21 protein-coding genes, 1 tRNA gene, 4 pseudogenes and 2 other annotated features are annotated in these 24026 nt (G+C 68.2%); of the genes and pseudogenes, 17 read left to right on the top strand and 9 right to left on the bottom strand.

The genetic code is table 11. The features are described 5' to 3' along the window. From prcA to QH948_RS07000, 9 genes are all read left to right on the top strand, one after another. Entirely contained in the window at positions 1-648 is a 648-nt protein-coding gene (prcA, locus tag QH948_RS07040; RefSeq protein ID WP_348634955.1) for a proteasome subunit alpha, read from the top strand. Continuing rightward, a complete protein-coding gene (locus QH948_RS07035; protein WP_281146108.1) occupies positions 641-1717 on the top strand; it encodes a prephenate dehydrogenase in 1077 nt (358 codons plus the stop codon). Before prcA ends, QH948_RS07035 begins: the two co-directional genes overlap by 8 nt. An 11-nt stretch (positions 1718-1728) precedes the next feature. Then, entirely contained in the window at positions 1729-2397 is a 669-nt protein-coding gene (cmk, locus tag QH948_RS07030) for a (d)CMP kinase (protein ID WP_438874137.1), read from the top strand. 80 nt (positions 2398-2477) lie between these two features. Then, on the top strand, positions 2478-3806 hold the full coding sequence (gene der, locus QH948_RS07025; RefSeq protein WP_281146106.1) for a ribosome biogenesis GTPase Der: 1329 nt from the start codon (positions 2478-2480) through the stop codon (positions 3804-3806). Between the two features lie 27 nt (positions 3807-3833). Beyond that, a complete protein-coding gene (locus tag QH948_RS07020) occupies positions 3834-4880 on the top strand; it encodes a YdcF family protein (RefSeq protein WP_281146105.1) in 1047 nt (348 codons plus the stop codon). Positions 4881-4890: 10 nt separating this feature from the next. After that, positions 4891-5532 (top strand): class I SAM-dependent methyltransferase, encoded by a 642-nt coding sequence (locus QH948_RS07015; protein ID WP_281146104.1) that lies wholly within the window; start codon positions 4891-4893, stop codon positions 5530-5532. 111 nt (positions 5533-5643) lie between these two features. After that, positions 5644-5717, top strand: a tRNA-Pro gene (locus tag QH948_RS07010). Positions 5718-6153: 436 nt separating this feature from the next. Next, positions 6154-6735 (top strand): winged helix-turn-helix domain-containing protein, encoded by a 582-nt coding sequence (locus QH948_RS07005; protein ID WP_281146103.1) that lies wholly within the window; start codon positions 6154-6156, stop codon positions 6733-6735. Continuing rightward, positions 6732-7208, top strand: coding sequence for a hypothetical protein (locus QH948_RS07000; RefSeq protein WP_281146102.1), 477 nt, complete (start codon positions 6732-6734; stop codon positions 7206-7208). The genes QH948_RS07005 and QH948_RS07000 overlap by 4 nt, the downstream gene beginning before the upstream one ends. Before the next feature lie 224 nt (positions 7209-7432). Here the strand turns inward: QH948_RS07000 and QH948_RS06995 are convergent. After that, positions 7433-8697 (bottom strand): annotated as a pseudogene (locus QH948_RS06995) (IS3 family transposase). Continuing rightward, positions 8264-8398, bottom strand: a sequence feature (AL1L pseudoknot). (Overlaps the previous pseudogene by 135 nt.) Before the next feature lie 381 nt (positions 8698-9078). On the opposite strand from QH948_RS06995, the gene QH948_RS06990 reads away from it, so the two are divergent. Continuing rightward, positions 9079-10379 (top strand): IS3 family transposase gene (locus QH948_RS06990; protein ID WP_281144193.1). Its coding sequence is split into 2 segments (ribosomal slippage): positions 9079-9370 and positions 9370-10379, totalling 1302 coding nucleotides; the frame shifts between segments, so codons are not numbered across the junction. Next, positions 9357-9509 (top strand) — a sequence feature (AL1L pseudoknot). (Overlaps the previous gene by 153 nt.) Before the next feature lie 46 nt (positions 10380-10425). Here QH948_RS06990 and QH948_RS06985 read toward each other — a convergent pair. After that, the gene (locus QH948_RS06985; RefSeq protein WP_281146101.1) at positions 10426-10845 is read right to left on the bottom strand and encodes a DUF6998 domain-containing protein; all 420 of its coding nucleotides are present in this window, start codon (positions 10843-10845) and stop codon (positions 10426-10428) included. A gap of 139 nt (positions 10846-10984) precedes the next feature. After that, a pseudogene (locus QH948_RS06980) lies at positions 10985-12254 on the bottom strand (IS256 family transposase). Between the two features lie 238 nt (positions 12255-12492). Between QH948_RS06980 and QH948_RS06975 the strand changes: the two are divergent. After that, the gene (locus QH948_RS06975; protein WP_281146100.1) at positions 12493-12948 is read left to right on the top strand and encodes a hypothetical protein; all 456 of its coding nucleotides are present in this window, start codon (positions 12493-12495) and stop codon (positions 12946-12948) included. Then, entirely contained in the window at positions 12905-13303 is a 399-nt protein-coding gene (locus tag QH948_RS06970) for a GIY-YIG nuclease family protein (RefSeq protein WP_281146099.1), read from the top strand. Before QH948_RS06975 ends, QH948_RS06970 begins: the two co-directional genes overlap by 44 nt. Before the next feature lie 141 nt (positions 13304-13444). On the opposite strand, the gene QH948_RS06965 is transcribed toward QH948_RS06970, so the two are convergent. From QH948_RS06965 to QH948_RS06955, 3 genes are all read right to left on the bottom strand, one after another. Next, a complete protein-coding gene (locus QH948_RS06965) occupies positions 13445-13780 on the bottom strand; it encodes a MazG-like family protein (RefSeq protein ID WP_281146098.1) in 336 nt (111 codons plus the stop codon). 112 nt (positions 13781-13892) lie between these two features. Beyond that, a complete protein-coding gene (locus tag QH948_RS06960) occupies positions 13893-14672 on the bottom strand; it encodes an LEM-3-like GIY-YIG domain-containing protein (RefSeq protein WP_281146097.1) in 780 nt (259 codons plus the stop codon). Positions 14673-14757: 85 nt separating this feature from the next. Further along, complete coding sequence (locus tag QH948_RS06955) at positions 14758-15147, bottom strand: DUF6933 domain-containing protein (RefSeq protein WP_438874136.1); 390 nt, start codon at positions 15145-15147, stop codon at positions 14758-14760. 140 nt (positions 15148-15287) lie between these two features. Between QH948_RS06955 and QH948_RS06950 the strand changes: the two are divergent. After that, positions 15288-16470, top strand: a pseudogene (locus QH948_RS06950) (IS3 family transposase). A 219-nt stretch (positions 16471-16689) separates the two neighbouring features. Here QH948_RS06950 and QH948_RS06945 read toward each other — a convergent pair. Next, positions 16690-16959, bottom strand: coding sequence for a hypothetical protein (locus QH948_RS06945; protein WP_281146095.1), 270 nt, complete (start codon positions 16957-16959; stop codon positions 16690-16692). Between QH948_RS06945 and QH948_RS06940 the strand changes: the two genes are divergently transcribed. Next, entirely contained in the window at positions 16949-17326 is a 378-nt protein-coding gene (locus QH948_RS06940) for a DUF2271 domain-containing protein (RefSeq protein WP_281146094.1), read from the top strand. The two genes, QH948_RS06945 and QH948_RS06940, sit on opposite strands and share 11 nt — an antisense overlap. 31 nt (positions 17327-17357) lie before the next feature. Here QH948_RS06940 and QH948_RS06935 read toward each other — a convergent pair whose 3' ends face one another. After that, entirely contained in the window at positions 17358-18293 is a 936-nt protein-coding gene (locus tag QH948_RS06935) for an FAD:protein FMN transferase (RefSeq protein ID WP_281146093.1), read from the bottom strand. A 105-nt stretch (positions 18294-18398) separates the two neighbouring features. Between QH948_RS06935 and QH948_RS06930 the strand changes: the two genes are divergently transcribed. Further along, complete coding sequence (locus QH948_RS06930) at positions 18399-19811, top strand: ferredoxin reductase family protein (RefSeq protein ID WP_281146092.1); 1413 nt, start codon at positions 18399-18401, stop codon at positions 19809-19811. Between the two features lie 284 nt (positions 19812-20095). Continuing rightward, positions 20096-20332: pseudogene (locus QH948_RS06925) on the top strand (DDE-type integrase/transposase/recombinase); the annotation flags it as partial. A 307-nt stretch (positions 20333-20639) separates the two neighbouring features. On the opposite strand, the gene QH948_RS06920 reads toward QH948_RS06925, so the two are convergent. Continuing rightward, entirely contained in the window at positions 20640-22070 is a 1431-nt protein-coding gene (locus tag QH948_RS06920) for a helix-turn-helix domain-containing protein (RefSeq protein ID WP_281146091.1), read from the bottom strand. Positions 22071-22197: 127 nt separating this feature from the next. Here QH948_RS06920 and QH948_RS06915 point away from each other — a divergent pair, with 127 nt between their 5' ends. Then, positions 22198-24009, top strand: coding sequence for a phosphoenolpyruvate carboxykinase (GTP) (locus tag QH948_RS06915; protein WP_281146090.1), 1812 nt, complete (start codon positions 22198-22200; stop codon positions 24007-24009). The last annotated feature ends 17 nt before the right edge of the window (positions 24010-24026 follow it).

Here is a 24026-nt window from a genome sequence, read left to right as displayed (position 1 = left end):
ATGCCGTTCTACGTCAACCCCGAGCAGCTGATGCTGGACCGGGCCGAGTTCGCCCGCAAGGGCATCTCCCGCGGCCGCGCCGTCGTGGTGCTGCGCTACGCCGACGGCATCGCGATGGTCGCCGACAACCACTCCACGACGCTCAACAAGGTCTCCGAGATCTACGACCGCATCGGCTTCGCAGCCGTCGGCCGCTACAACGAGTTCGAGGCGCTGCGCGTCGCGGGAATCCGCCACGCGGACCTGCGCGGCTACGCCTACGACCGCAGCGACGTCACCGCGCGCAGCCTGGCCGGCGCCTATTCCGCCCAGCTCGGCGCGGCGTTCTCCGGGGCCGAAAAGCCGTTCGAGGTCGAGCTGATCGTCGCCGAGCTGGGGGAGAGTTCCGCCGACGACGTGCTCTACCGCGTCAGCTACGACGGCGTCATCACCGACGAGACCGACCTGGCTGTCATCGGCGGAGACGTCGAGCACGTCGCCGAGCGGCTGCGCGCCGGGTTCGACCCGCAGGCGAGCCTCGACGAGGCGCTCGCGGCCGCCCGCAGGGCGCTGGGCTCCAGCTCCATCGAGGCCGCGGTGCTCGAGCGCGGCACCGGCCGCCGCCGCACGTTCCGCCGCCTTCCCAGGCAGGAGGCCCGCCGTGGCTGAGCCCACCCACGTCCTGATCCTCGGAGCCGGCCTGGTCGGCTCGTCGCTCGGCCTCGCGCTGACCCGCGCCGGCTACGACGTGCGGCTCTGGGACATCGCCACGTCCCACGCGGTCGTCGCCGCAGGGCTGGGCGCCGGCGAGGTCTCCGACGAGAGCACCGACAACCCCGACGTCGTCATCGTCGCCACCCCGCCCGACGTCATCCCCGAACTCGTCGCCGAGGTGCTCGGCAAGTTCCCGCACGCCGTCGTCACGGACGTCGGCTCCGTCAAGGCGCCCATCCTGGCCGCCGTCGACCGGATCGCGCCGGAGCACCACCGCTACGTCGGCTCGCACCCGATGGCCGGCTCCCAGTTCACCGGGCCGCTGACCGCCTCGGGCGACCTGTTCCGCGACCGCACCTGGGTCGTCACGCCGCAGGAGGGCAACACCCCTGAGGACGTCGCCGTCGTCGAGCGGCTCGCGCGCGACGTCGGTGCCCGCGTCGTGACGATGCCCGCGCCGCTGCACGACGAGGCCGTCGCGCAGGTCAGCCACGTCCCGCACCTGATGAGCATCCTGACCGCCAGCCACCTGCGCGAGGTCCCGCAGCCGAACCTGCGGCTGGCCGGGCAGGGCATCCGCGACGTGACGCGCATCGCCGGGTCCGACCCCGCCCTGTGGCGCCAGATCCTCACCTCCAACGCGGCCGCGGTCCGGCACGAGCTGCTCGAGGTCTCGCGCGACCTGTCCTACCTGATCCAGGTGCTCGACGACGGCGACGAGCTGGAGAAGTTCCTCGGCCTCGGCCAGGCCGGCGCCCTGTCGCTGGTCGGCAAGCACGGCCAGGACCCGATCGACATGCTCGAGGTCACCGTCGAGATCCCCGACGAGCCGCGCGCGCTCGCCCGCCTCTTCAACGACATCGGCGAGGCCGGCTTCAACGTCGAGGACTTCGAACTCACACACGACCCGGTCCGGGAGGTCGGCTACCTGTCGATCGCCGTCGAGCGGGAGGTCGCGGAGAAGCTCCGCGGCGCCATCACAGAGGGAGGCTGGCACGCATGGGCTGCCAGCCGGGGAAGGTAATTTCGACAATGATCGAATCTGGATCGTTCCTGGTCGCGATCGACGGGCCGAGCGGGTCGGGCAAGTCCACCACCGCGAAGCTGCTGGCCCGGCGGCAGGGCCTCGGCTACCTCGACACCGGCGCCATGTACCGCGCGGCGACGGCCGAGGTGCTGCGGAGCCTCCCGGAGTCCGCCACGGACGAGGACGTCGTCGCGCTCGTCGAGGGTGCCGAGTTCACCGTCAGCACCGACCCCGACGCGCCCCGGTTCGCGATCAACGGCATCGACGTCACCACCGAGATCCGCGAGCCCCGCATCGCGGCCGCCGTCTCCCGGGTGGCAACCATCCTGGCCGTGCGCCGCTCGCTCACTCAGCGGATGCGCGAGGTGATCAGCGACCACCAGCGCCGGATCGTGGTGGAGGGACGCGACATCACCACCGTCGTGGCGCCCGACGCCGACGTGCGCGTGCTGCTGGTCGCCGACCCGCAGGCGCGCGTCGCCCGCCGTGCCGCCGAGGTCGCCGGGAAGGCCACCGCCGCGGAGGTCACCGACCAGGTGCTGCGCCGCGACCGCGACGACTCGACGGTGTCGAACTTCACCGACGCCGCCGAGGGCGTCACGGTCATCGACTCGACGTTCCTCAGCCCGGACGAGGTCGTCGACCAGATCATCTCGCTGGCCGAGGCTGCCCGCTGAGGGCCGGCGCCGCGGCGGAATGCGGTCAGCTTGCCCCTGAGCACTAGACTGGGGCGTCCGCAAGCGCCAAGGAGCACCCAGTGACAGACACCGTGAAGCCGATCGTCGCCGTCGTCGGCAGGCCGAATGTCGGCAAATCGACGCTGGTGAACCGCATCCTGGGGCGCCGTGAGGCCGTTGTGCAGGACACGCCCGGCGTGACCCGTGACCGCGTGAGCTACGACGCGAACTGGAACGGCCGCGAGTTCATCCTCGTCGACACCGGCGGCTGGGCCTCCGACGCCACCGGCATGGCGCTGCAGATCGCCGAGCAGGCCGAGCTCGCAATCTCCACCGCCGACGCCGTCCTGTTCGTCGTCGACGCGACCGTCGGCACCCTCGATGAGGACGAGGCCGTCGTTCGCGTGCTGCGTCGCTCCAAGAAGCCCGTCGTGCTGGCGGCCAACAAGGTCGACGACCAGCGCCACGAGGCCATGGCCGCCACCATGTGGAACCTCGGCCTCGGCGAGCCGTACGCCGTCTCCGCCATGCACGGCCGCGGCTCCGGCGACCTGCTCGACGCGCTGCTGGACGCGCTGCCCGAGGCCCCGCGCGAGCGCGAGGTCGAGGAGGCCGGCCCCCGCCGCGTCGCCATCGTTGGCAAGCCGAACGTCGGCAAGTCGTCGCTGCTGAACAAGCTGGCCGCGCAGCAGCGGGTCGTCGTGTCCGACATCTCCGGCACCACTGTCGACCCAGTCGACGAGATCGTCGAGGTCGGCGGGCAGGTCTACCGCCTCATCGACACCGCCGGCATCCGTCGGCGCGTCAAGGAGGCCTCGGGCCACGAGTACTACGCGAGCCTCAGGACCCAGACGGCTATCGAGCGGGCCGAGGTCTGCATCATGGTCATCGACGCCTCCGAGCCGGTCACCGACCAGGACCTCCGCATCCTCAGCTCCATCGAGGACGCCGGCCGTGCGCTGGTGATCGCGTTCAACAAGTGGGACCTGACCGACGAGGAGCGTCGCCGCTACCTCGACCGGGAGATCGAGCGCGACCTCGTCGCGTTCCGCTGGGCTCCCACCGTCAACATCTCCGCGCTGACCGGCCGCAACGTCGACAAGATCAGCAAGGCCATCGAGACCGCCGCCGCCGGCTGGGAGACCCGCATCTCCACGGGCAAGCTCAATGCGTTCCTCGGGCGGCTGGCCGCCGCCCACCCTCATCCGCTGCGGGGCGGCAAGCAGCCGCGCATCCTGTTCGGCACGCAGGCCAGCGCCTGCCCTCCCACGTTCGCGCTGTTCACCAGCGGTCAGTTCGACGACACCTACAAGCGCTTCATCGAGCGACGGCTGCGCGAGGACTTCGGCTTCGAGGGCTCCCCGGTGCACGTCGAGATCCGGCCCCGGGCCAAGCGCTCGGAGCGCTGACGACGCGGCATCGGTAGTCTCGCAGCCATGGACCTCGTTTCATGGCTGCCCGCTGCTGTGATCGCTGTGGGGCTGCTCGTCGGGGTCCTCGTCGAGCCACGTCGACTCGGGCACGGCATAGTCCTGACGATCCTGATCGGGCTCGTGGCCTCGCTCGGGCTCGTCTACTCCGGCGACGCGCTGAGGGCGGTCGGCGGCGACGAGACCCTAGCGATTGGCCTGCTCGTCGTCTTCCTCCTGGTGGTCGCCGGGGTTGCCGTCCTCGGGGCCTTCCTCGTCGTCAACGCCATCACGATGTGGCGGAAGGAGGGGCTCGGGCTCGCCCCGGGGATCTCCGGGCTGGCTGGCGTCGCCATCGCGGCGTACGTGGTCGCCGGTGTGGCGGCGGTCGTGTTCAACCTGTCGGCCCTCGTGCCCTGGCTCCTGTTCATCGGACTGCCGGCCGCATACGTCGCCTTCATCTTCGTCTCCTTCCTGATCTACTCGCTGCAGTACGTGTGGTTCTCGAACCGCTTCGGTCGGCCCGTCGACGCCGTCGTCGTGCTGGGGTCGGGCCTCGGCGGGGGAGAGCGGGTCACGCCGCTGCTGGCAGGCCGGCTGCGCAAGGGGCGCCAGGTCTTCGAGCGGTCCGTCCGTGCGGGGCGTTCACCGGTGCTGGTCGTCTCGGGCGGACGTGGCGAGGATGAGCAGGTCAGCGAGGCGCGCGCGATGGCCGACTGGCTCGCGGGCGACGGCTTCACCGGGCCCCTCGAGCTCGAGGACCAGTCTCGCGACACCGCGGAGAACCTCGAGTTCTCCGGTGACCTGATCCGGGCGGACGAGCGCTCCGGCCGCGTCGCCGTCGCCACCAGCGACTACCACGCGTTCCGCGCGGCGATCATCATGCGCAAGGCCGGCATCCGCGGGTACACCGTCGGGTGCCGGACGGCGCGCTACTACTGGCCGAGCGCGACGCTGCGGGAGTTCATCGCCATCCTGCTCGAGCACTCGCGGGTCAACCTCGTCATCGTCGGGCTGCTCTGCCTCCCGCTCGTCCTCTACACCGTCAACATCGTCACGTCCGCCTTCGGCTGAGGAGAACCCCATGAACCACCACCACGACGAGCCCGCGCAGGACCCGGTCGCCTTCTGGGAGGCCCGATACGGCGAGCGCGACCAGATCTGGACGGGCAAGGTCAACAAGGCACTCGCCGACGTCGCCGCGGACCTGAAGCCCGGGCTGGCCCTCGACCTCGGCTGCGGCGAGGGCGGCGACGTCATCTGGCTCGCCCAGCAGGGGTGGCGCGCCATCGGCATCGACATCTCCACCACGGCGATCACCCGCGCCCGGGCCGCCGCGCAGAGCCTCGGGCTGGGGGAGGGGCAGGCCGAGTTCCTCGTCGAGGACCTCGCCCATCTGGACGTCCGAGGCCCCTTCGACCTGGTTACGGCGAGCTTCTTCCAGTCGCCCGTGGAGCTGCCTCGCAACGTCGTCCTCCGACGCGCCGCGGACCTGGTCCGGGCTGGTGGACACCTGCTCGTCACGTCGCACGCTGCCGCGCCGAAGGGCTCCGGCCACGAGGACCAGGACTTCGCCGAGTTCCAGCCCGACGCTCAGCTGGCCGCGCTCGAGCTCCCCGCCGACCAGTGGGCCGTCGAGGTCGCGGAGGTCCGCACCCGCGTCGGACTCCGCGACAACGTCGAGCAGGACTTCGACGACTCCGTCGTGTTGCTGCGACGCCTGTGATCCACGGAGCAGACGCTCCGACACGACCTCGGTTGGACCTTTCCGCGGGTCGTCCGCTAAAGTTCATTCTCGGATCGGGAACGGTCCACTGTTGATCCGGCAACGGGTCGGCGGGCTGTAGCGCAGCTTGGTAGCGCACTTGACTGGGGGTCAAGGGGTCGCAGGTTCAAATCCTGTCAGCCCGACAAGTGAAACACCTTGTCAATCGAGGTGTACGCCCCGCGAAGTTGGATTTTGCATCCCTAGGCTTCCATCGCTACGTCCCAGAAGTGGACTTGAGGGCCCCCAAGTACCCGTGAGTGCCGGCTTGGTTCGAGGCGTTTGGGACATTAGTGGACATGAGTGCCGATCGGTACCCACGCCAGGCCGCGGTGCCGCTCGGTGCGTGAGCGACTTCCGGTCCCGGTGTGTGTCGCCAGTTGCCTGAGGCATTGCCGGTGAGGCCCTGGACCAAGAACGCGAGACGAGTTCGGCTCGAGGTGGTTGGTCCGCAGATCCACCGTTCTGGCGAGCCTGTGTGGTGCCGGCACTCAGCCGGTGGGGACGGCGAATCGCTTGATGTCGGGCATGGGTCCCGTCGGACACTGGACTATTGGTTTCATGGATAATATCATCCGTTATATGAGAACTGGGGCGCCGTTACTTGCGCCGGTCTTCCGCTCGGACGGCCAGGCGCGGCTGTTGGCTGCCCTGTTGCTGCCCGGTGGCGAGGAGTTGAGCATCACGGACCTTGCCGAGCGGGCACACCTCGCGTACCCGACTGCGCATCGTGAGGTGGCACGGCTGATCGATGCCGGCGTCCTGGCGGAGCGGCAGGTGGGCCGGACGCGGCTCATCCGGGGCAACGAGGACAGCCCGCTGGTGGCCCCGCTGCGCGAGATCCTGCTCGTCGCCACGGGTCCGGTGGTGCTGCTGGCCGAGGAACTTGCCGTCATCCCTGGGGTCGATCGCGCGTTCCTGTACGGCTCGTTCGCCGCCCGGGTGAGCGGCGTGCCGGGGGCCGTCCCGGCCGATATCGATCTGATGGTGATCGGCTCGCCCGACCCGGTCGCCGTCTACGACGCAGCAGGCCGCGTCGAGTCGGTGGTGGGGCGCCCAGTGAATCCGACGATCCTGACCGCGCAGGAGTGGGCCGAGGAGTCAGGGTTCCTGACGCGGGTTCGCCAGTCCCCGATGGTGGCCGTGATCGGCGGTGACTCGTGAGGACACCGGTACCGACGGCTCGCCAGAAGGTCGAACTGACAGCCCTCGTGCGGGCCAGACGCATCGAGGCGGTTCCCGTCGATCTGGCCCGCGCGGAGGGGTTCCTGAGACAGGCGGAGGATGCCCTTGCTGACGTGCCGAACCTGACGCGCCCGCAGAATGCGTACAACCTTGCCTACGACGCTGCCCACGACGTGGGTGAGGCGATGCTCGCGGCGTTCGGGTACCGCACCGCGTCGGGGAGGGGGCAGCACGAAGCCTTGGGGCGGTTCCTGGTAGCGATCTTCGATACCCCTCCGGCGAACAGGGCTGCCAATCGTTTCGAGCAGTTGCGGCGCGAGCGCAACCAGCAGCGCTACGACGCGAGACCCGTGGGGGCGGCGGGCGCGAGAACCGCCCAGGTCACGGCACAGGCGCTCGTTGACGCCGCGCGGTCTCTGATGGCCGGCGCTGAGCAGACAGACCAGGCGTGACGTCGTAGCGCCAAGCTGTCGCCGGCTGAGATCTCGCTGGGTCTGGCTCAGCAAGCCAGTGCCCGGGGAGCTCCCCGTACTTGTTCGAGTCCAGTCCGGGGAGCCATCTGCAAGCCGCTCTGACAAAGCCAAACGGTCGGTCAGAGCGGCTTTTCGTTTCGGTTGGGCTGGACCACTAGGTCTGGGGCGGCTTTGAACCGCACTGGGTCTGATGGAGACTCGTGCTATTTGATTCCGACCAGCTGTTTGCGGTCGGTTCGGCCAGCATAGAACGCCTGCTCGAACTCGGCGGGCGGGATGTCGCCGAGGTAGCCGTGGAGGCGCTGCGTGTTGTGCCAGTGCACCCAGCCCAGGGTTGCGAGTTCGAGGTCCTCCGCGGTCTTCCAGGGGCCTGGTCGGGCGGGTCCGCGGACGAGTTCGGCCTTGTAGTAGCCGTTCACGGTCTCGGCGAGGGCGTTATCGTAGCTGTCGCCGACGGTCCCGATCGAGGGGGTGGCGCCGATCTCGGCGAGCCGTTCGCCGTAGCGGATCGATGTGAATTGACTGCCCGCGTCGCTGTGACAGCGCAGGTCGTCGTGGTGGGTGCCGCGACCCCAGCGGGCCATCTCGATCGCGTCGAGGATCATCTCGGTGCGCATGTGTGAAGCGCATCGCCAGCCGACGATCATCCGGGAGAACGCGTCGATGATGAAGCACACGTAGGCCACCCCGGCCCACGTCGCCACGAACGTCAGATCGGTCACCCAGAGCCGGTTCGGTGCCGGCGCGGTGAACTCCCGCTGCACCAGGTCCGGGTGCCTGGGGGCGGCTGGATCGGCCTTGGTGGTCGTGACTCGCCTAGAACGCGTGGCGCCCTCGATACCGGCGGCACGCATCAACCGGCCGGTCTGGTCACGGCCGATGTCGATCCCGGCACGACGGGCGGCTCTCCACAGCTTGCGGACACCGTAGACGCGATAGTTGTCCTCCCACAGCCTCACCAGCTCCGGGACCAGGACAGCGTCGCTGATCGACCGCGCCGACGGGACACGATCCCTGGCGGCGTAGTAGGTACTCGGAGCCACCTGCAACACGCTGCAGATGGGCTCGACTCCGAGCGGGCGACCCTCAACCATGTCGTCCTTGTTCGCGTCGATGAATGCGACTACTTCCGGTGTTGGCGGTCGAGCTCCGCCCCGAAGAAACTCGCTGCGCGCTTGAGTATTTCGTTGGCTCGGCGAAGCTCGCGGACCTCCTGCTCGAGCTCCCGCACGCGCCGGGCCTCGACGGTCGTCACGCCGGCGACGTGACCCTCATCGATGTCGGCCTGCTTGACCCACGACCGCACCGACTCGACGCCGTATCCGAGTTACGCGGCGACGCGCTGCACCGTCCCATGCTCGGTCCCCAGCTCGGCCCGCAACGTTCGCACCATCCGGACCGCGGCGGCCTTCTCCTCCGGCGAGTACCGACGCGTCGTCGGCTTCCCTGCTGTCTGCTCTTTCGGCATAACCCCATCCTCGTTTCCAAGGTCAGGAGTCTCCAACAAACTCAGTGCGGTTCAATGTCACGGTCCTTCGGGTTGCCGTCCCAGTCTTTGCCTTCTTGATGGTCTCAGGGAACGCGACACGCGTCCAGCGACACGGTCGGCCGCTTCCATTGGCCCTCCGAAGAGGCCCCGGCCAACTCGGCGAGGAGTACTCCGCTCATGGCTGTGTGCGACGCAAGCCTGACGGCGGGTTCCCGAATTTTAGTGCCCGCGGGACTGTGCGGTCCCACGTGTCAGTTGCCTCGGAGGGGGATTCGCTGATCGCGTTTGACGGATTCGTTGAGTGTTGGGTGAAGCGTGCCGGGTTCGGTGGAGGCTCTCAACTCACGGAGGATGAGAGTCATGGCAGCACCGAAGAAGTACCCGGACGAGTTGCGTGAGCGCGCGACGCGGCTCGCGGTCGAGGCGAGGCAGGACCCCGCACGGAAGGCCGGTGCGCTGCAGCGTATCGGCGAGCAACTCGGGATCAACCCGGAGACGCTGCGGGGCTGGGTGAAGCAGGCCGAGATCGACGCCGGGCAGGCGCCCGGGATGACGACCGCGGAGGCGCAGCGGATCAAGGAGCTTGAGGCCGAGGTGCGGGAGCTGCGGCGAGCGAACGAGATCCTGAAGACCGCGTCGGCGTTTTTCGCCGCGGCGGAGCTCGACCGCAAGCTGAAGTAGCCGAGGTGCCGACCGCGGTGCTCGTCGAGTACATCGACGAGCACCGCGACCGGTTCGGGGTCGAGCCGATCTGCCAGGTCCTGCGTGACGCGGACGTCCAGATCGCCCCGAGCACCTACTACGCCGCCAAGGCGCGTCCGCCGTCCGCGCGGGCGGTCAGGGACGCGGAACTGACCGAGGACATCCGGGTGGTCCACAAGGCGAACCTTGGCGTCTACGGCGCCCGGAAGATCCACGCGGCCCTGAACCGGGAGGGCGTCGAGGTCGCCCGCTGCACGGTCGAGCGGCTGATGCGCGCCGCGGGCATCCAGGGCATCCGGCGCGACAAGACCCGCAAGACCACCTTCGGGGACGGCGCGGAGACCGATCGGCCCGCCGACCTCGTCAAGCGCGCGTTCACCGCGACGACACCGAACCAGCTCTGGGTTGCGGACCTGACCTACATCCGCACCCACGCCGGGTGGACCTATGCCGCGTTCGTCCTGGACGTGTTCTCTCGCCGTGTCGTCGGCTGGCAGGTGTCCACGTCGCTGCGCACCGATCTCGCCCTCGACGCGCTCGAGATGGGCCTCTGGGAGCGCCGCAGAGCAGGTCAAGACATCACCGGGCTGATCCATCACAGCGATGCCGGAGTTCAATACCGTGCGATTCGCTACACCGAGCGGCTCGCCGAAGCCGACGCGGTCGCGTCCGTCGGAACGGTCGGCGACAGCTACGACAACGCGATGGCCGAGGCGCTGAACTCGCTGTTCAAGGCCGAGTGCATCCGCAACCCCGTCATGCGCCCCAAGGGCGGGTGGGCGTCGGTCCGCGACGTCGAGATCGCGGTCGCCGAATACGTCGACTGGTACAACCACCGGCGCCTGCACGGCGAGATCGGACACATCCCGCCCGCCGAGTTCGAGGCCGCCCACTGGGCATCCCACGAGCCCGTCAGCTACGTTGGAGAACAGGTTCCCGTCGGAGCCGGTTCCAGATAACCGAGCCTCCACGAAACCCGGGGCGCTTCAGGGAGTCGGGAGAGGGTTATGACCGCCTGGCCGTTGCTTTGGAGTGGCCCTGCGTTCTCTGTAGGGCGGGTTCGAGCGGCCCGTTGTAGATCACTTCATGGGCAGTGCCTGGGTGTTCTGAGAGCTTCAGCACGATCAGGGTCGCGCCTGCGTGTTCGCTTGATGTCGGCCGGATGGCAACTGAGCGGGTTCCGAAGGTGGCTTTGATCTCGACCTTTCGGCCGTCGTCGGCGATTGCGTCGTGCCCGGGGGTCGAAGCAGTCAGCAGCGCGCTCCTGAACATGGATTCGGCGGCGGCTTCGCCGATCGAGCCGACGAGGTGGCCGTCGAGGGGAAACTTGCGGCCCGGGTGCATCGCCTCAAGTTCCCGCACGACGCCGAGGAGCTGTTCGATCAGTTTCGCGGTGCGAGCGGTTCGGGCGTCACGGCCCTGCACGTGCTTGCCTCCTTCAATCTGGTGGTGTCCAGCCTGCACCTGTCTCCGCAAGCGTGGCGTCGATACCCGTGACTGTGTTCCTGGAGGTCAAGTCCCGTGGTGTGGTGTCATTCGGTTGTTTCCTGTTGGTGGGTGGTGGTCAGGCGGTGAGGTAGAGCTCGTGGTGGGCGGGTTCGGTGTGTTCGTGGAGGGTGTGGACGAGTTTGCGCATGGAGATGTCGGAGAAGTAGCGGCGTTCGCCGTAGCTCCATTCTTCGTGCTGTTCCTGGAGGACGGCGCCGATGAGGCGGGTGACGCTGCCCTGGTCGGGGAAGATCTGGACGACGTCGGCGCGGCGTTTGATTTCGCGGTTGAGGCGCTCGATGGGGTTGTTCGACCAGACCTTCTGCCAGTGCTCACGCGGCAGCGTCGCGAACCCGGTCAGGTCCGCTTCGGCGGCCTCGAGCATCGCGGTGACCTCGGGAAACGAGTTGCGGAGGCTGTCGGTGACGGCCTTGTATTGCGCGATCACGGTTTCGGTGGTGGTCTGCGCGAAGATCGTGGAGATCAGCGCGTTGACCGGTTTCGAGTGGGCCGATCCGAGCTTCTGGGTGACGTTGCGGGCGAAGTGGACCCGGCATCTCTGCCACCCCGCTCCGGGCAGGATCGCTTTCACTGCCGCTTTCAGCCCGGAGTGCGCGTCGGAGGTGACCAGGGTCACCCCGAGCGGGTCCGCATCGGTGGCGACTTTGAGGCCGCGGCCGCGCAGCGAGCGCAGGAACTCGGTCCAGAAGTCGGTGGTCTCCGCGTCACCGAGCGCCATCCCGAGGATCTCCCGTCGGCCCTCACCGCTGACACCGGTCGCGACGACCAGTGCTTGGGAGACGACCCGGCCGCGGTGGCGGACGTCGAGGTAGGTGGCGTCGAGGAAAAGGTACGGGAACCAGGTGTGATCGAGTCTGCGGTGCAGGAACTCGTGGACTGCCTCATCGATCTCGCCGCAGATCCGCGACACCGTCGAGCGGGAGATGCCGGTGTCGTTGCCGAGGGCCCGGATCAGGTGCTCGACCTTGCGGGTCGAGACCCCGTCGATCCAGGCCTGGCAGATCACCGCGTAGAGGGCCTTATCGACCCGCCGCCGCGGGTTCAACAGGCTCGGGAAGAACGACCCTTCCCGCAGCTTCGGGATCTGCAGGTCGACCTCCCCGGCCGGGGTCGCCAGCGTCTTCGGGCGGGTGCCGTTGCGGCGGGTGGTCCGTTCCGGGGTGCGCTCGAAAACGGGCGGCGCCGATCTTCGCGGTCGCTTCCGCGTCGACGAGGTCTTGCAGGCCGGCCTGCAGCATCCGGCGGAACACGTCCTGATGCGCGAGGTCGGGATCGGCCAGGACTTCACCGATCAGGGTCGAAAGGGCCCACTGGTACTGGGTCATCGTGGGATCTCTTCCTTGCTTCTTGCCGGAAACAACTGGTCATCCCACGGTGGCCCTTCAACGTCTTCGACGACGAGAACCCCCGCAGGATTGACACCACGCTATGGGACTCACCCTTCCTGGATCGGTGTCGCGACCATCGGCGTCGCAAGAGGAAGTTGTCACTTGGGCCGGGGGAGTGATCGGGGGTCGGTGGAGTGTGATAGCTGTGAACGTAGAGATTGGGAGGTGGCGCAGGGTGACGTTGACCTTTGCTGCAGTCATGGCCGACGCGGGTATCGAGGCGCGGGAGGCCCTGGTGATCCGTCATGCGTACGTGCGTGAGCATGAGGATGGGTCCGCCGGTATCCATGGTGATTCGTCGGATGAGGAGATCTTGGCCTACACCCGCGTGCAGGACGCCGATCCCCGGAGGTTCCCGAAGGCTGCGCCCGGGTACTGGATCGTGTTTGTTCCTGAGGGTGGGGATCGCGCGCGGCTGTGGTCGGTGGTGGTCAATCGTGGCGAGGTCGCCAACGACGGCGTGCTGCGCACGTTCGATCTGGAACGTAGTGACGTGATGGGCGATTTGCGGAATCGGCTGGTGATCGGCTGGCGGGTCTCCGCGGACGTGGCGGATCAACGCGACGACGGCGGCGACGTATCCGGTGATGGAGATCGCCGACGCTCAGCCGGTGCCGTTCCCGGGCTTTGATGCGCTGATCTTGGACTATCCGCAGTTGCAGGCGGTGATGCGTGAGCACCGCTACGCGGCGTGGCGGACGGCTCTGGCTTCGGTGGTGGGGATCTATCTGATCACCGATACCCGGGATGGACGTCACTACGTGGGGAGAGCGGACGGGGCGGAGAATGTGCTCCAGCGGTGGGCTGCGTACTCGGTGAACGGGCATGGCGGGAACGTGGAACTACGTGGCCTGGATCCGTCCAGCTTCCGATTGTCGGTGTTGAGGGTGTTCGACCCGGCCACCCCGACGGGCCAGATCAACGCTGCCGAGAGCCACTACAAGCACGCTCTGGACTCGCGTCGGCACGGGCTGAACCGCAACTGACCAGCTCAAGGTGCTGAGCCTTCCACGTCACAGGCTCTCCTTCGGGACTGCTGATGCGGGGTGGGCGGCGTCCTGGGGAGTGCGATGCGACTCCGGACATCGGGATGCTTGACCTGGCTGGACGGGCTTTGGTGGTTCCGATCAGGTTCGCAGGCCAGCGCGGTGAAGCGTGGTGTTGAGCTTGTCCTGGAGGGCTTCGAGACTGCGGCCGTCGTTGCCTCGGAGGTGCTCTACAGCCGTGAGGGCGGTGATCGCGACGTCGAGGAGTTCGTCTTGGACGTCGGACAGTTGATGGGTGATGCCTTTGCGGGGGTTCTGTCCGGTCGCGCCGATGTAGGCGGACACGACTTCTCCGGCTTCTTCGGTGATCTTCGCGAGCCGGGCCCATGTGGCGGCCTCGGGGTGTCTGTCGTTGTTGCCTTGGTCGATCCACCGGCTCAGTTCGGCCAGGCCGTCAGAGATCCGCTCGATCGTCATAGCCCCATCCTGCCATGACGCCGGCCCATCTCGATGAGTGCGGTGGCCGGGGTGCTGGTGCCGGTTCAGCGGCCTCGGGGGGAGAGCTTCTCCCTGCGGTCGGCGACTCCGGCTATGCGTGCTCGTTGGGGGACTGGTCGGGTTGGGCGCCGGGGTAGCCGTCGAGGTATCTGCGGTACATGACGCGTCCGCCGAACACGTCGCGGACCTGGGTGCCGATTACGTGGTCGAGTTCGGATGCGGGGTGGCCTGTGAAGCCCCACCGATTCTGGCCCTGGTCGGTCGGCATCTGAGAGGGGAACCAGGTGTCGATGCGGTAGGCGCCGCGGACGATGCCGTGGGCGACACCGAGGCAGTAGTGGGCGCGGTCTCGGACCCAGCCGGCGATCTTCCAGTGGCCGCGGGTCTGGTCGTAGATCTGCTGCGGGTTGGAGTCGGGGCGCCAGCCCTTCTGGATCTTGACCATGATGAGCGGCTGGTTGATGGGCGGGCACGGGTCGGCGCGGTGGCGGGCAATGACTTCAGGCAGGGCGGCGAGCCCAAGGGCGCCGGAGTCGTGGCCTCGGACCAGGTTCGTCAGGGGCTGGCCGTCGGCATGGAAGGCGTCGATCACGGCTTGTTCGACGATGAAGGCGGTGGCCTCGTCGTCGATGCCGGTGCGAAGGAACAGGAGTTCGACGGGTTGCCCGGTGGCTTCGATGTCGAGGATGGTGCGGAGTTTGGCGCGTTCGGATGCGGGGTCTTTGCCTGCTTCGCGGGTGTGCGCGTTGATGCGGTCGCCGATGCCCTTCCCGATGTAGAAGACGCGGCCGTCGCGGGGGTCTCTGAGGGCGTACACGTAGTAGCGCAGCACGGCCGCGACTTCACCGGGGATGCGCAGGTCGTCGGCCACGATCACGAGCATAGGCGCCCCGCACGACCGACACTCGCGCGCAGCGCTGATTACCGCACCGCTTGAGGGATCGCCGGCTCTGGGGTCACGACAAGACCGGGCCACCTGGCGGCAGGTCGTGGAGGAGGGCGGCGAGTTCGCGGTCGGGGCTGACGTGGCGTTTGAAGAGCGGCCCGCAGGGGACGCGGGAGAGCTTCAGCGACAGTCCGAGCAGATCGAGCGGCTCTGGGCCGTTTCGGTCGTGGTCGGCGAGGAATGCGAACTCGTTGAGTGACCCAACGAGGCTGCGGCTGGCGATGGCGGCCAGGAAGACCTGCCGCGCGGCGGCGACCTCCGCCGCGGTCACGTGCGGGGGTGTGTGGTGGGCGTCGAGGAGTTCGGCGAGCTGGTCGGGGAACCGCTGGAGGAGGGTGCGGGCGGGGGCGAGGGGCATCAACAGCGGCAGCAGGGTGTGTTCGTTGATCAGCAGCGCGATCTGGCGTGGGCGCCGGTGGAGGTAGGTGGCGTACCAGTCCCCGAGCAGGCTCGAGCCGGCTGGCGGGTCTGGGTGGCCTAGGGATTTCGGACGGTGGGCCCTCTTAAGCTGAGGGCGCTACTGAAAGAGAGATCGGCAGGATGACTGCATCACGACGGCGATTCAGCCAGGAGTTCAAGGACGAGCTGTGTCAGGAGGTGATCTCGACCTCGAAACCGATCCGGGAGGTCGCTGAGGCCTACGGTGTCGGCCCGGAGACGCTGCAAACTGGCTGATCAAGTACCGCGACGCGCACGGGGGCACCGAGACGGAGCTGACGGTCACCGAGCGTGCTCGGTTGAAGGAACTCGAGCGGGAGAATCAGGAGCTCCGTGCGGAGACGGCGTTCCTAAAAAACGCCGCGGCCTACTTCGCGAGGGAACCGCGGTAGTGGGCAAGTACGAGTACATCGATTCCCTCCGAAACGACCCGACCGAGACGACCCCAGTGTGGAAGATGTGCCTGTGGTTGGCGGTGTCAACCTCGGGGTTCTACGACTGGCTCAAGCGCCCGCAGTCAGCGACCGCCGCGCGCCGGGAAGCACTGGCTGCACGGGTCCGGCACTTCTTCACGGCCTCTGACGGCACCTACGGCTATCGACGCATCCACGCCGACCTTGCGGCGCAGGGCGTGGAGTGTTCACCGGAGCTGGTGCGCCAGATCATGCGGCAGGAACACCTGGTGCCTTGCCAACCGCGCCCGTTCCGGGTCACAACCCAAGCAGACGCGGAAGCTGCGGCATGCATGCCTGACTTGGTGGAACGGGACTTCACTGCCGAGCGGCCCGGGGTGAAGTTCGTCGGCGATATCACCTACATCCACACCTGGCAGGGTTTCATCTACCTGGCCACGGTGATCGACTGTTACTCGAAGAAGGTCGTCGGCTGGTCGATCGCTGATCACATGCGCACCGAACTCGTGGAGACTGCGCTGCGTAACGCGGCCGCGACGGCCGTGATCGAGCCTGACGCGATCTTCCACTTCGACCGCGGCAGCGTCTACACCTCGGCCGGTTATCGGGCACTGGTGGCAGGGCTGGGCATGCGGTCCTCGATGGGGCGCACGGGCGTTTGCTGGGATAACGCGATGGCCGAATCGTTCTTCTCCGCGTTGAAGAACGAGCGGGTCTACCGCACCGTCTACGCGACGAAAGAACGTGCCAGACGTGACGTCATCGCCTACATCGAGGGGTTCTACAACAACCGCCGCCGGCACTCCGCCCTCGGCTACCGCAGGCCCAACGAGGTCCACTACAGTTACCAACAGCCAGCACTGGCAGCGTAAGAGAAACCATCAACTCCGCTGTCCGAAATCACCGCGGCAGCCCGGTTCTTTGTCTCCGGACACACCGGGGCCGTTTAGTGGCCCGGCCCGTCCGGTTGCGGCCGAGCGTCCACAGACTGACCACAGGCGGGTCAGGCAAGGCTCACAGTCGGTCTCCGTAGGGTCAGGCTCGTTGCAGCGATTCCCCTGACGAAAGGTGCCACCCATGACCCAGTCCCGCTACTCCGCGGTCACCCGTAGGGCCTTCCTCAGTGGGCTCTCCACCGCGGCTATCGTCGGCCTCGCCGGGTGTGCCGCTGCGGCCACCTCCACGTCCAGTCCCACCGCGACCGCAACGGGTTCCGCGTCGTCGTCCGCCACAGCGTCCGCGTCCGCGACCGCCTCGGCGTCAGCTTCCGCCACAGCCAAGGCTTCGCGCACCGAGTTGCCGGCCAGCGCGAAGGCAACGGTCTCGTGGACCTTCGCCTCGAGTGGCGGGATGTCCCGCAATCCCTACATGGCGGTGTGGATCGAGGACGCGGGCGGCACCTTCGTCGCCACGCTGGCGCTTTACCACAAGACCACTGGGGACAACTGGCTGAACAGCCTGACCGCCTGGTACCAGTCCTCCGGAGGCGCCGACACGACCACCAGCGGAACCCAGCCGGCCGGCACTTTCACGACCACTTGGGACGGTTCCACGGCCGCTGGGGGCAGGGCCTCCGAAGGCTCCTATTACGTCTGCATCGAGACGGTCGTGGAGCACGGTTCGCAGAGTCTGGTCCGGCAGCAGGTCGATTTCGGATCCAAGTCGGCGAAGACCACGCTGACCCCGGCCGGCCAGATCACGGCCGCTGCCGTCGACTACACCGCCTGAGTGCTCAGCGGAGCCGTGCACCTCGGGATGGTCACGGCAGGCCAAGGCTGCGCACTTCGCCGGACGGCAGCACTGCGAGCGCCCCGATCCCGGACAGATGCATGAGCACGGCGGATGCCTCCGCCCAGTCGAGGACGCCCACGACCGTCGCCAACGCGTCCGCAGTCATCGCGTCGTCCGCCCGGACGGTGGTGGAGGGACGGTCCGAGACCGGGTGACCCGTTCTGGGGTCGAGGACGTGCCCGAACCACTCATCGCCGATCCGGAATCCTCGGTGGACGGGCCCGCTGGTCGCGATCGCGCCATCGCGGAGTTCGATGAGCTTGATCGGCCGACCACCGGGGGAGCGGGGATCCTCCACGCCCACCCTGATCGGTGTGACCCCAGCGTGGCGCAGGTCGCCCCCCGCGTTCACCAGCACGTCCACCACACCCGCGACCGCACCCGCAGCCGCGACCCCGCGGTCGACGATGTACCCCTTCGCGATGGCGTTCAGATCCAGCCCCGAGCAGTCGCCCGTGCGAACCACGATCCCTGCCGCGCAGTGGTACGGCAGTTCGCGCAGTCGCTCCGCCAGCACGTCCAGCTCCGTCGCGGCGGGCAGCCGCTGCTCGGCCTCCGCCCGGAGCCAGCGTGCCCGTAGCTGCGCTGCGCCAGGATGGAAGGCCCCACCCGAGACTGCCCACCAGTGCTGCGCGGCCTCGAGCACTTCAGTCAGCTCCACGGACGCCTCCTCGACTCGCCCAGACCGCCAGCGACACAGTTCGCTGTCCGGATCGAAGACGGTGAAGACGGCCTGCAAGCGCTCCATCTCGTCCAGCGCTCGTCGTTCGGCCTCCTCCGCCGCCGTCTGCGCGGCCGCTGCGTCAGCGGCATCGGCGACCACCTTGATTTCCACGTTCGTGCCCAGTAACGGGTGGTACAGGCCCTGGGAGACCCTGCGCTGCGTCGACCGGCTGTCCTTCACGGCGGCACCCTAGCCGACTCGGGATCCGGGCCGATCATCGGGACCCACAACCCGCCCGAAGGCCGCACACAGAAACCGCACAAGAAGCTCCGTAACGCTGAACTCATGAGCTCGTTCACCACCGTGCCCGCCGCTACCGTCGATGGCCAGCCGTGGGCCGATTCCGTCCACCTCGCGCGGGGTGCCCGGGTGCGCAGGCTGCGCAGTGTGGCTCTCACCGCGACCGGCTGGCTGAGCATGGCTATGTGCGTCGTGCTGTTCCTCGCCGAGGACGGGCTGGGGCGGTTCAGCAACCTGGGCAGTTCGCTCACCGCGGTCGGGATCATCGCCGGCCTCACCGCGACCAACGCGCTGCTGCTGATGCTGCTGCTGTCGGCCAGGGTTCCCTTCATCGACAAGACGCTGGGGCAGCCCCGCGCGACGGCGCTGCACTCCAAGCTGGGTGACTGGGTGGTCGCGGGTCTCGGCGTCCACGCCGTGTTCGTCCTTGTCGGCTACTCCCTGATGGATGGCATCTCCTGGTTGGATGAGTTCGGTCTGCTCTGGGGCGAGGGCACCGACTTCATTCTCGCCGTCGCCGGCATGACGACGCTGCTGGTGGTCGTGCTGTCCTCGATCGTGGCGGCGCGGCGCCGCCTGCCGTACGAGGTCTGGCACGCCATCCACCTGGTCAGCTACGCGGCGGTCGGCCTGTCCATCCCACACATGTTCTCCATGAGCGGGCTGCTGGCGCAGGGCGCCTGGCAGCGCGCCTATTGGATCGCGATCCTGGTGGTCACCGGTGCGGCCCTGCTGGTGTTCCGCTTTCTCGTCCCGCTCGTGACGTCGCTGCGTCACCAGATCCGCGTCGCCGCGGTCCGGACGGCCGGACCCGACGCCTACAGCATCGAGTTCACCGGACGCTCGCTCGACCGGCTCGGCATCCAGGGCGGCCAGTACCTGCACTGGCGGTTCCTCGCCAAGGGCCTGTGGTGGCACCAGCACCCGTTCTCCGTGTCCGCCGCGCCCAGGAGGGATCAACTCCGGGTCACCGTACGCACGCTGGGCCGAGGTACCGCCCAACTACAGGGGCTGCGCCCGGGCACCCGGGTGATGGTGGAAGGCCCGTACGGAACCTTCACCGCCTCCCGGCGCACGGGCCGCCGCATGGCCCTGGTCGCCGCCGGAATTGGGATCACTCCGATCCGCGCGATCCTCGAAGACGCCCGGTTCGCCCCAGGCGACGTCACCGTGATCCTGCGCTCCTCGACGCCCGGCGAGCTCTACCTGCTCGACGAGATCAAGCGTCTTTGCCAACGCAAGGGAGCCCGGCTGATCTCTCTCACCGGGCAGCGTGCGCCCGGCCGCTGGGTTCCGGCCACCGCTGCCGAGACGCCGATCGGGGAGTTGATCCCGAACGTTGCAGACACCGACCTGTACGTCTGCGGTCCGGCCGGCTTCATCGACTCTGTCGTAGCCGAGGCGCGGGCCGCGGGGGCGTCGTCTGGGCGAATACACACCGAGAAGTACGACTGGTAGACAACCACCGACCACAGGCGTGAACGAACGACGCCACCGCACAGCGCGCTGATCGAGGCGGCGAACAAGGCCGAGTAGGACGCGTCGCGTTACACCAGCGCCCTGAACGCCGGCCAGACAGGTTGAGGGCCAGCTTCCGCCGCGCCGCCCATCGTGTCTGACTGTTGCCCTGGGGTCCATTGATCGGGGTGACCAGGTGGCGGTGCGGGTAGCGGCCTGCGCGGTTCACGTCGGTGGCGCCGGCTTTGCCGGCGACGCGGCGTAGGGCCCATTCGATCGGGCGGCGCGACTTCTCGGCCAACGCGGCCAACGAGCTCTGGCTGACCGACATCACCGAACACAGGACCGCCGAAGGCAAGCTCTACCTGTTTGCGATCAAGGACGTCAAATTCAACCGGATCGTCGGCTAGTCGATCGACTCCAGGATGAAGTCCCGGATCGCAGTGAACGCACTAGACAGTGCCGTGGCCCGCCGCGGAGACTTCGCCGGCTCAATCGTCCACTCCGACCGCGGATCGCAAGGCGGATTCAACTGGTCGTCGCAACTCCTTGATTGCGGAGGGGTTCAACGGTGGCGTTGGCGGAATGGAGCAAGAAGATCAGCGATGACGGCCTGATCCCTCCAGGGTCGTGCAGCGGCAGTTCTGCCGTGCGATCGCGACGGGCGTCACGACTGTGGAGGCGTCGTTGGCGGTTGGCGTGACTGTCGCGCGTCATCGAGCGCGGCACCCACGCCGAGCTGGTTCAGCAACCGGGCAGCGCGTACGCCCGGCTCCACGCCGCGGCGAGCCTCGGAGCCCCCCACGTGGACAGGGGACGGTTCGAGGCTCAGTCGCCGGCGTGCGCCTCGAGGAACTCGTACAGCTCCCGGTCCTCGACGCCCGGGTAGGTACCGTGCGGCAGGGGAGCGAACAGGTGGCTGCGCACCCTGGGTGAGGCCCAGCCCTGTCCCTGCCAGTGCTCCATGAGCCCGTCCTCAGGCCGTCGGCAGCAACTGGCGGCCGGGCACGTGGAACTCTCGCGCCGCTGCGACTCCCGACCCCGGAACCACTTCGACTCCGCGTAGGGGACGCCGAGCGTGATGGAGAAGTCCCCGGTGGTGCCGGTGCCGGTCTGCGTCGACTCGAAAAACGTGCCCACCGGGGTGTCGGTGTACTGGTGGTGCTCGCTGGTGCGCGTCGTCCTGGCGAAGGCTCTCCTGGCGCTCCAGTACCGGCATACCATCTCGCCCTCCGTTGACCCGGTCGCGTCCTGCGGCAGGGGGAGGCCGTCGTTCTCGTACGCGGCCATCACGGCGCCGCCGCCGTCGACGCGCAGGTAGTGCAGCGTAATGCCGAGGTACTGGGTGGCGAGGTTGGTGAACCGCAGGGTCGCTGCCTCGTGGGTGACTCCGAATGTGTCACGGAAGTCCTCGATGGCGATGTTGCGGTCCTTCTTCGCCTGCTCCAGGAACTCCAACGAGGCGGCCCGGGGCATCAGGCAGGCTGCCGCGAAGTAGCTGACCTCGAGCCGCTGCCTGAGGAAGTCGGCGTAGTCGACGGGGGCCTGGTGTCCCAGGACCGTATTCGCCACCGCCTGCAGCGTCAGTGAGCGCAGCCCGTGGCCGCCCGGAATCGAGACGGGCGGGATGTAGATGCGCCCATGTTCGCGGTCGACGACCGCGCGGGCGGAGTGGGGGAGGTCGCTGGTGTGCACGATGGTCAGCCCCACCCGCTTGGCGATCTCCGCGACGCTGCGGTGCGTGAGCGCGCCGGTGGTGTGCCGGACTCCGTTGGTGGTCTGCTCCGCAATCTCCTCGATCTCGGGCAGGTGATTGTTCTTCGCCCGCATCATGGCGTGGTGCTGCGTATTGGCGCGGCGTGCCTCCTCCGGCGTGGCGATCGACATGCGCGCCCGGCGGCCGAGCTCGCGGTGCAGCCCGACGATGGTGCTGAGGACCGCGTCGGACATGCCCCGTGACGGTCGGAGGACCGGCAGGCCGAGCTCCCGGTACGCGGGCGCGGCCTGGGCCCTCTCAAGTTCGATCTCCAACGCGGCACGCGGAGACGGAGCCTCGCCCTCCAGGAGATCCGACGCCGCCACACCCAGCGCCGACGCCAACGCCTCCAGCAGAGACAGGCGCGGCTCGCGTCGCCCGTTTTCGATCATGGAGAGCTGGCTGGGGGCCGTTCCTGTGATGTTTCCGAGTTCTTCAAGGGTCATGCCCGCCTTCACGCGGAAGTGCCTGATGCGGTGCCCGAGAGTGGAGAGATCTGTCACGGGGTTCACACTATGTGAAGATCGGCCCAATTTCACCCTCATCATCTGGGATTCAGGTCGGATTAGTTCCTTATGGTGAAGACAACCCAGTTCTACAACGACGCGAACTACCAGGTTGGAGAGACCCATGACCGCCATCGCCACATACACCGAGACCGCACCCGAGTACGCAGACTCCAGTGTCATCGATTGGGTGACCTCGATCGCGGAACTCACTGAGCCCGACCAGATCGTCTGGTGCGACGGCTCACCCCAGGAGCGCCAGCGCCTGATCGACGAGTCCGTCGCCGCCGGCACGCTCATCAAGCTCAACCCCGAGAAGCGCCCCAACAGCTACCTGGCCCGCTCCAACCCGAGCGACGTCGCGCGGGTGGAGTCGCGGACGTTCATCTGCTCCGAGCATGAGGACGACGCCGGCCCGACCAACAACTGGGCGCCGCCCGCCGAGATGCGCGAGACGCTGGGCGGCCTGTTCCGCGGGGTGATGCGGGGCCGGACGATGTACGTCGTGCCGTTCTCCATGGGCCCCGTCGGGAGCCCGCTTGCCCGCCTGGGCGTCCAGGTCACCGATTCCCCGTACGTCGTGATCAGCACCTCGATCATGACCCGGATGGGCGCCGCGGCGCTGGCGCAGATCGGCCCGGACACCGAGTGGGTGCCCGCCGTCCACACCGTCGGGGCGCCGCTGGCCCCGGGCGAGGTCGACGTCGCATGGCCGTGCAGCGACACCAAGTACATCGTGCACTACCCCGAGACGCTGGAGATCTGGTCCTACGACTCCGCCTACGGGGGCAACGCGATCCTCGCGAAGAAGGGCTTCGCGCTCCGCATCGCCTCCAAGATCGGGGAGAAGGAGGGCTGGCTGGCGGCGCACATGCTGCTGCTCAAGGTGACCAACCCCGCCGGCAGGTCCTTCCACGTCGCCGCTGGCTTCCCGAGCGCCTGCGGGAAGACGAACTTCGCGATGCTGCGGCCCTCGATGCCCGGCTGGAAGGTCGAGACGATCGGCGACGACATCGCCTGGATGGCCCCCGGTCCCGACGGCCGGCTGCGCGCCATCAACCCGGAGGCCGGCTTCTTCGGCGTGGCTCCTGGCACGGGCTACTCCACCAATCCCACCGCCATCGAGACGATCAAGGGCGACACCGTCTTCACCAACGTCGCCCTGACCGACGACGGCGACGTGTGGTGGGAGGGCCTCACGGACGAGGCGCCCGCGCACCTGACCGACTGGCAGGGCCGGGACTGGACGCCCGACTCCGACGAGCCGGCCGCCCACCCCAACGCTCGCTTCACCGTCGCGGCGGATCTGTGCCCCAGCATCGCGGACACCTGGGCCGATCCGGCCGGCGTGCCGATCGACGCCATCATCTTCGGCGGGCGACGCGCGACCAATGTGCCTCTTGTGGCGCAGGCCCGGGACTGGGAGCACGGCGTCTACATCGGCGCGACGCTCGCCTCCGAGCGCACCGCCGCGGCCGAGGGGACGCTGGGCGAGCTGCGTCGCGACCCGTTCGCGATGCTGCCGTTCTCCGGCACCCACATGGCCGACCACTGGCAGCACTGGCTGAACGTGGGGGAGGGCCTGGGCGCCGCCGCGCCGCTGATGTTCCAGGTTAACTGGTTCCGGCGCGGCGAGGACGGCCGCTTCCTCTGGCCGGGCTTCTCGGAGAACTCCCGCGTCCTGGCCTGGATCACCGAGCGCATCGAAGGTCGCGCCGAAGCGGAGGACTCGCTCTACGGCCTCGTGCCCGTCGAGGGCGCGATCGACCACGTGGCGGCCGACGTCAGCGACGAGGACTGGGAGGCGCTCTACGCGCTCGATGCCGAAGCGCTGGGCGCCGAGGCCGACGACACCGAGGTCTTCCTGGCCCGCATGGGCGCGAAGGTGCCGGCCGCCGTCTGGCGCCAGCACCAGCTGTTCACCGACGGCCTCTGAGAAGCCGCCGCAGCGTC

It is taken from the genome of Tessaracoccus lacteus, from assembly GCF_029917005.1.
Classification (GTDB): domain Bacteria; phylum Actinomycetota; class Actinomycetes; order Propionibacteriales; family Propionibacteriaceae; genus Arachnia; species Arachnia lactea.
The sequence above is the reverse complement of the archived record's forward strand: the minus strand, read 5'-3'. Positions and strand labels throughout refer to the sequence as shown.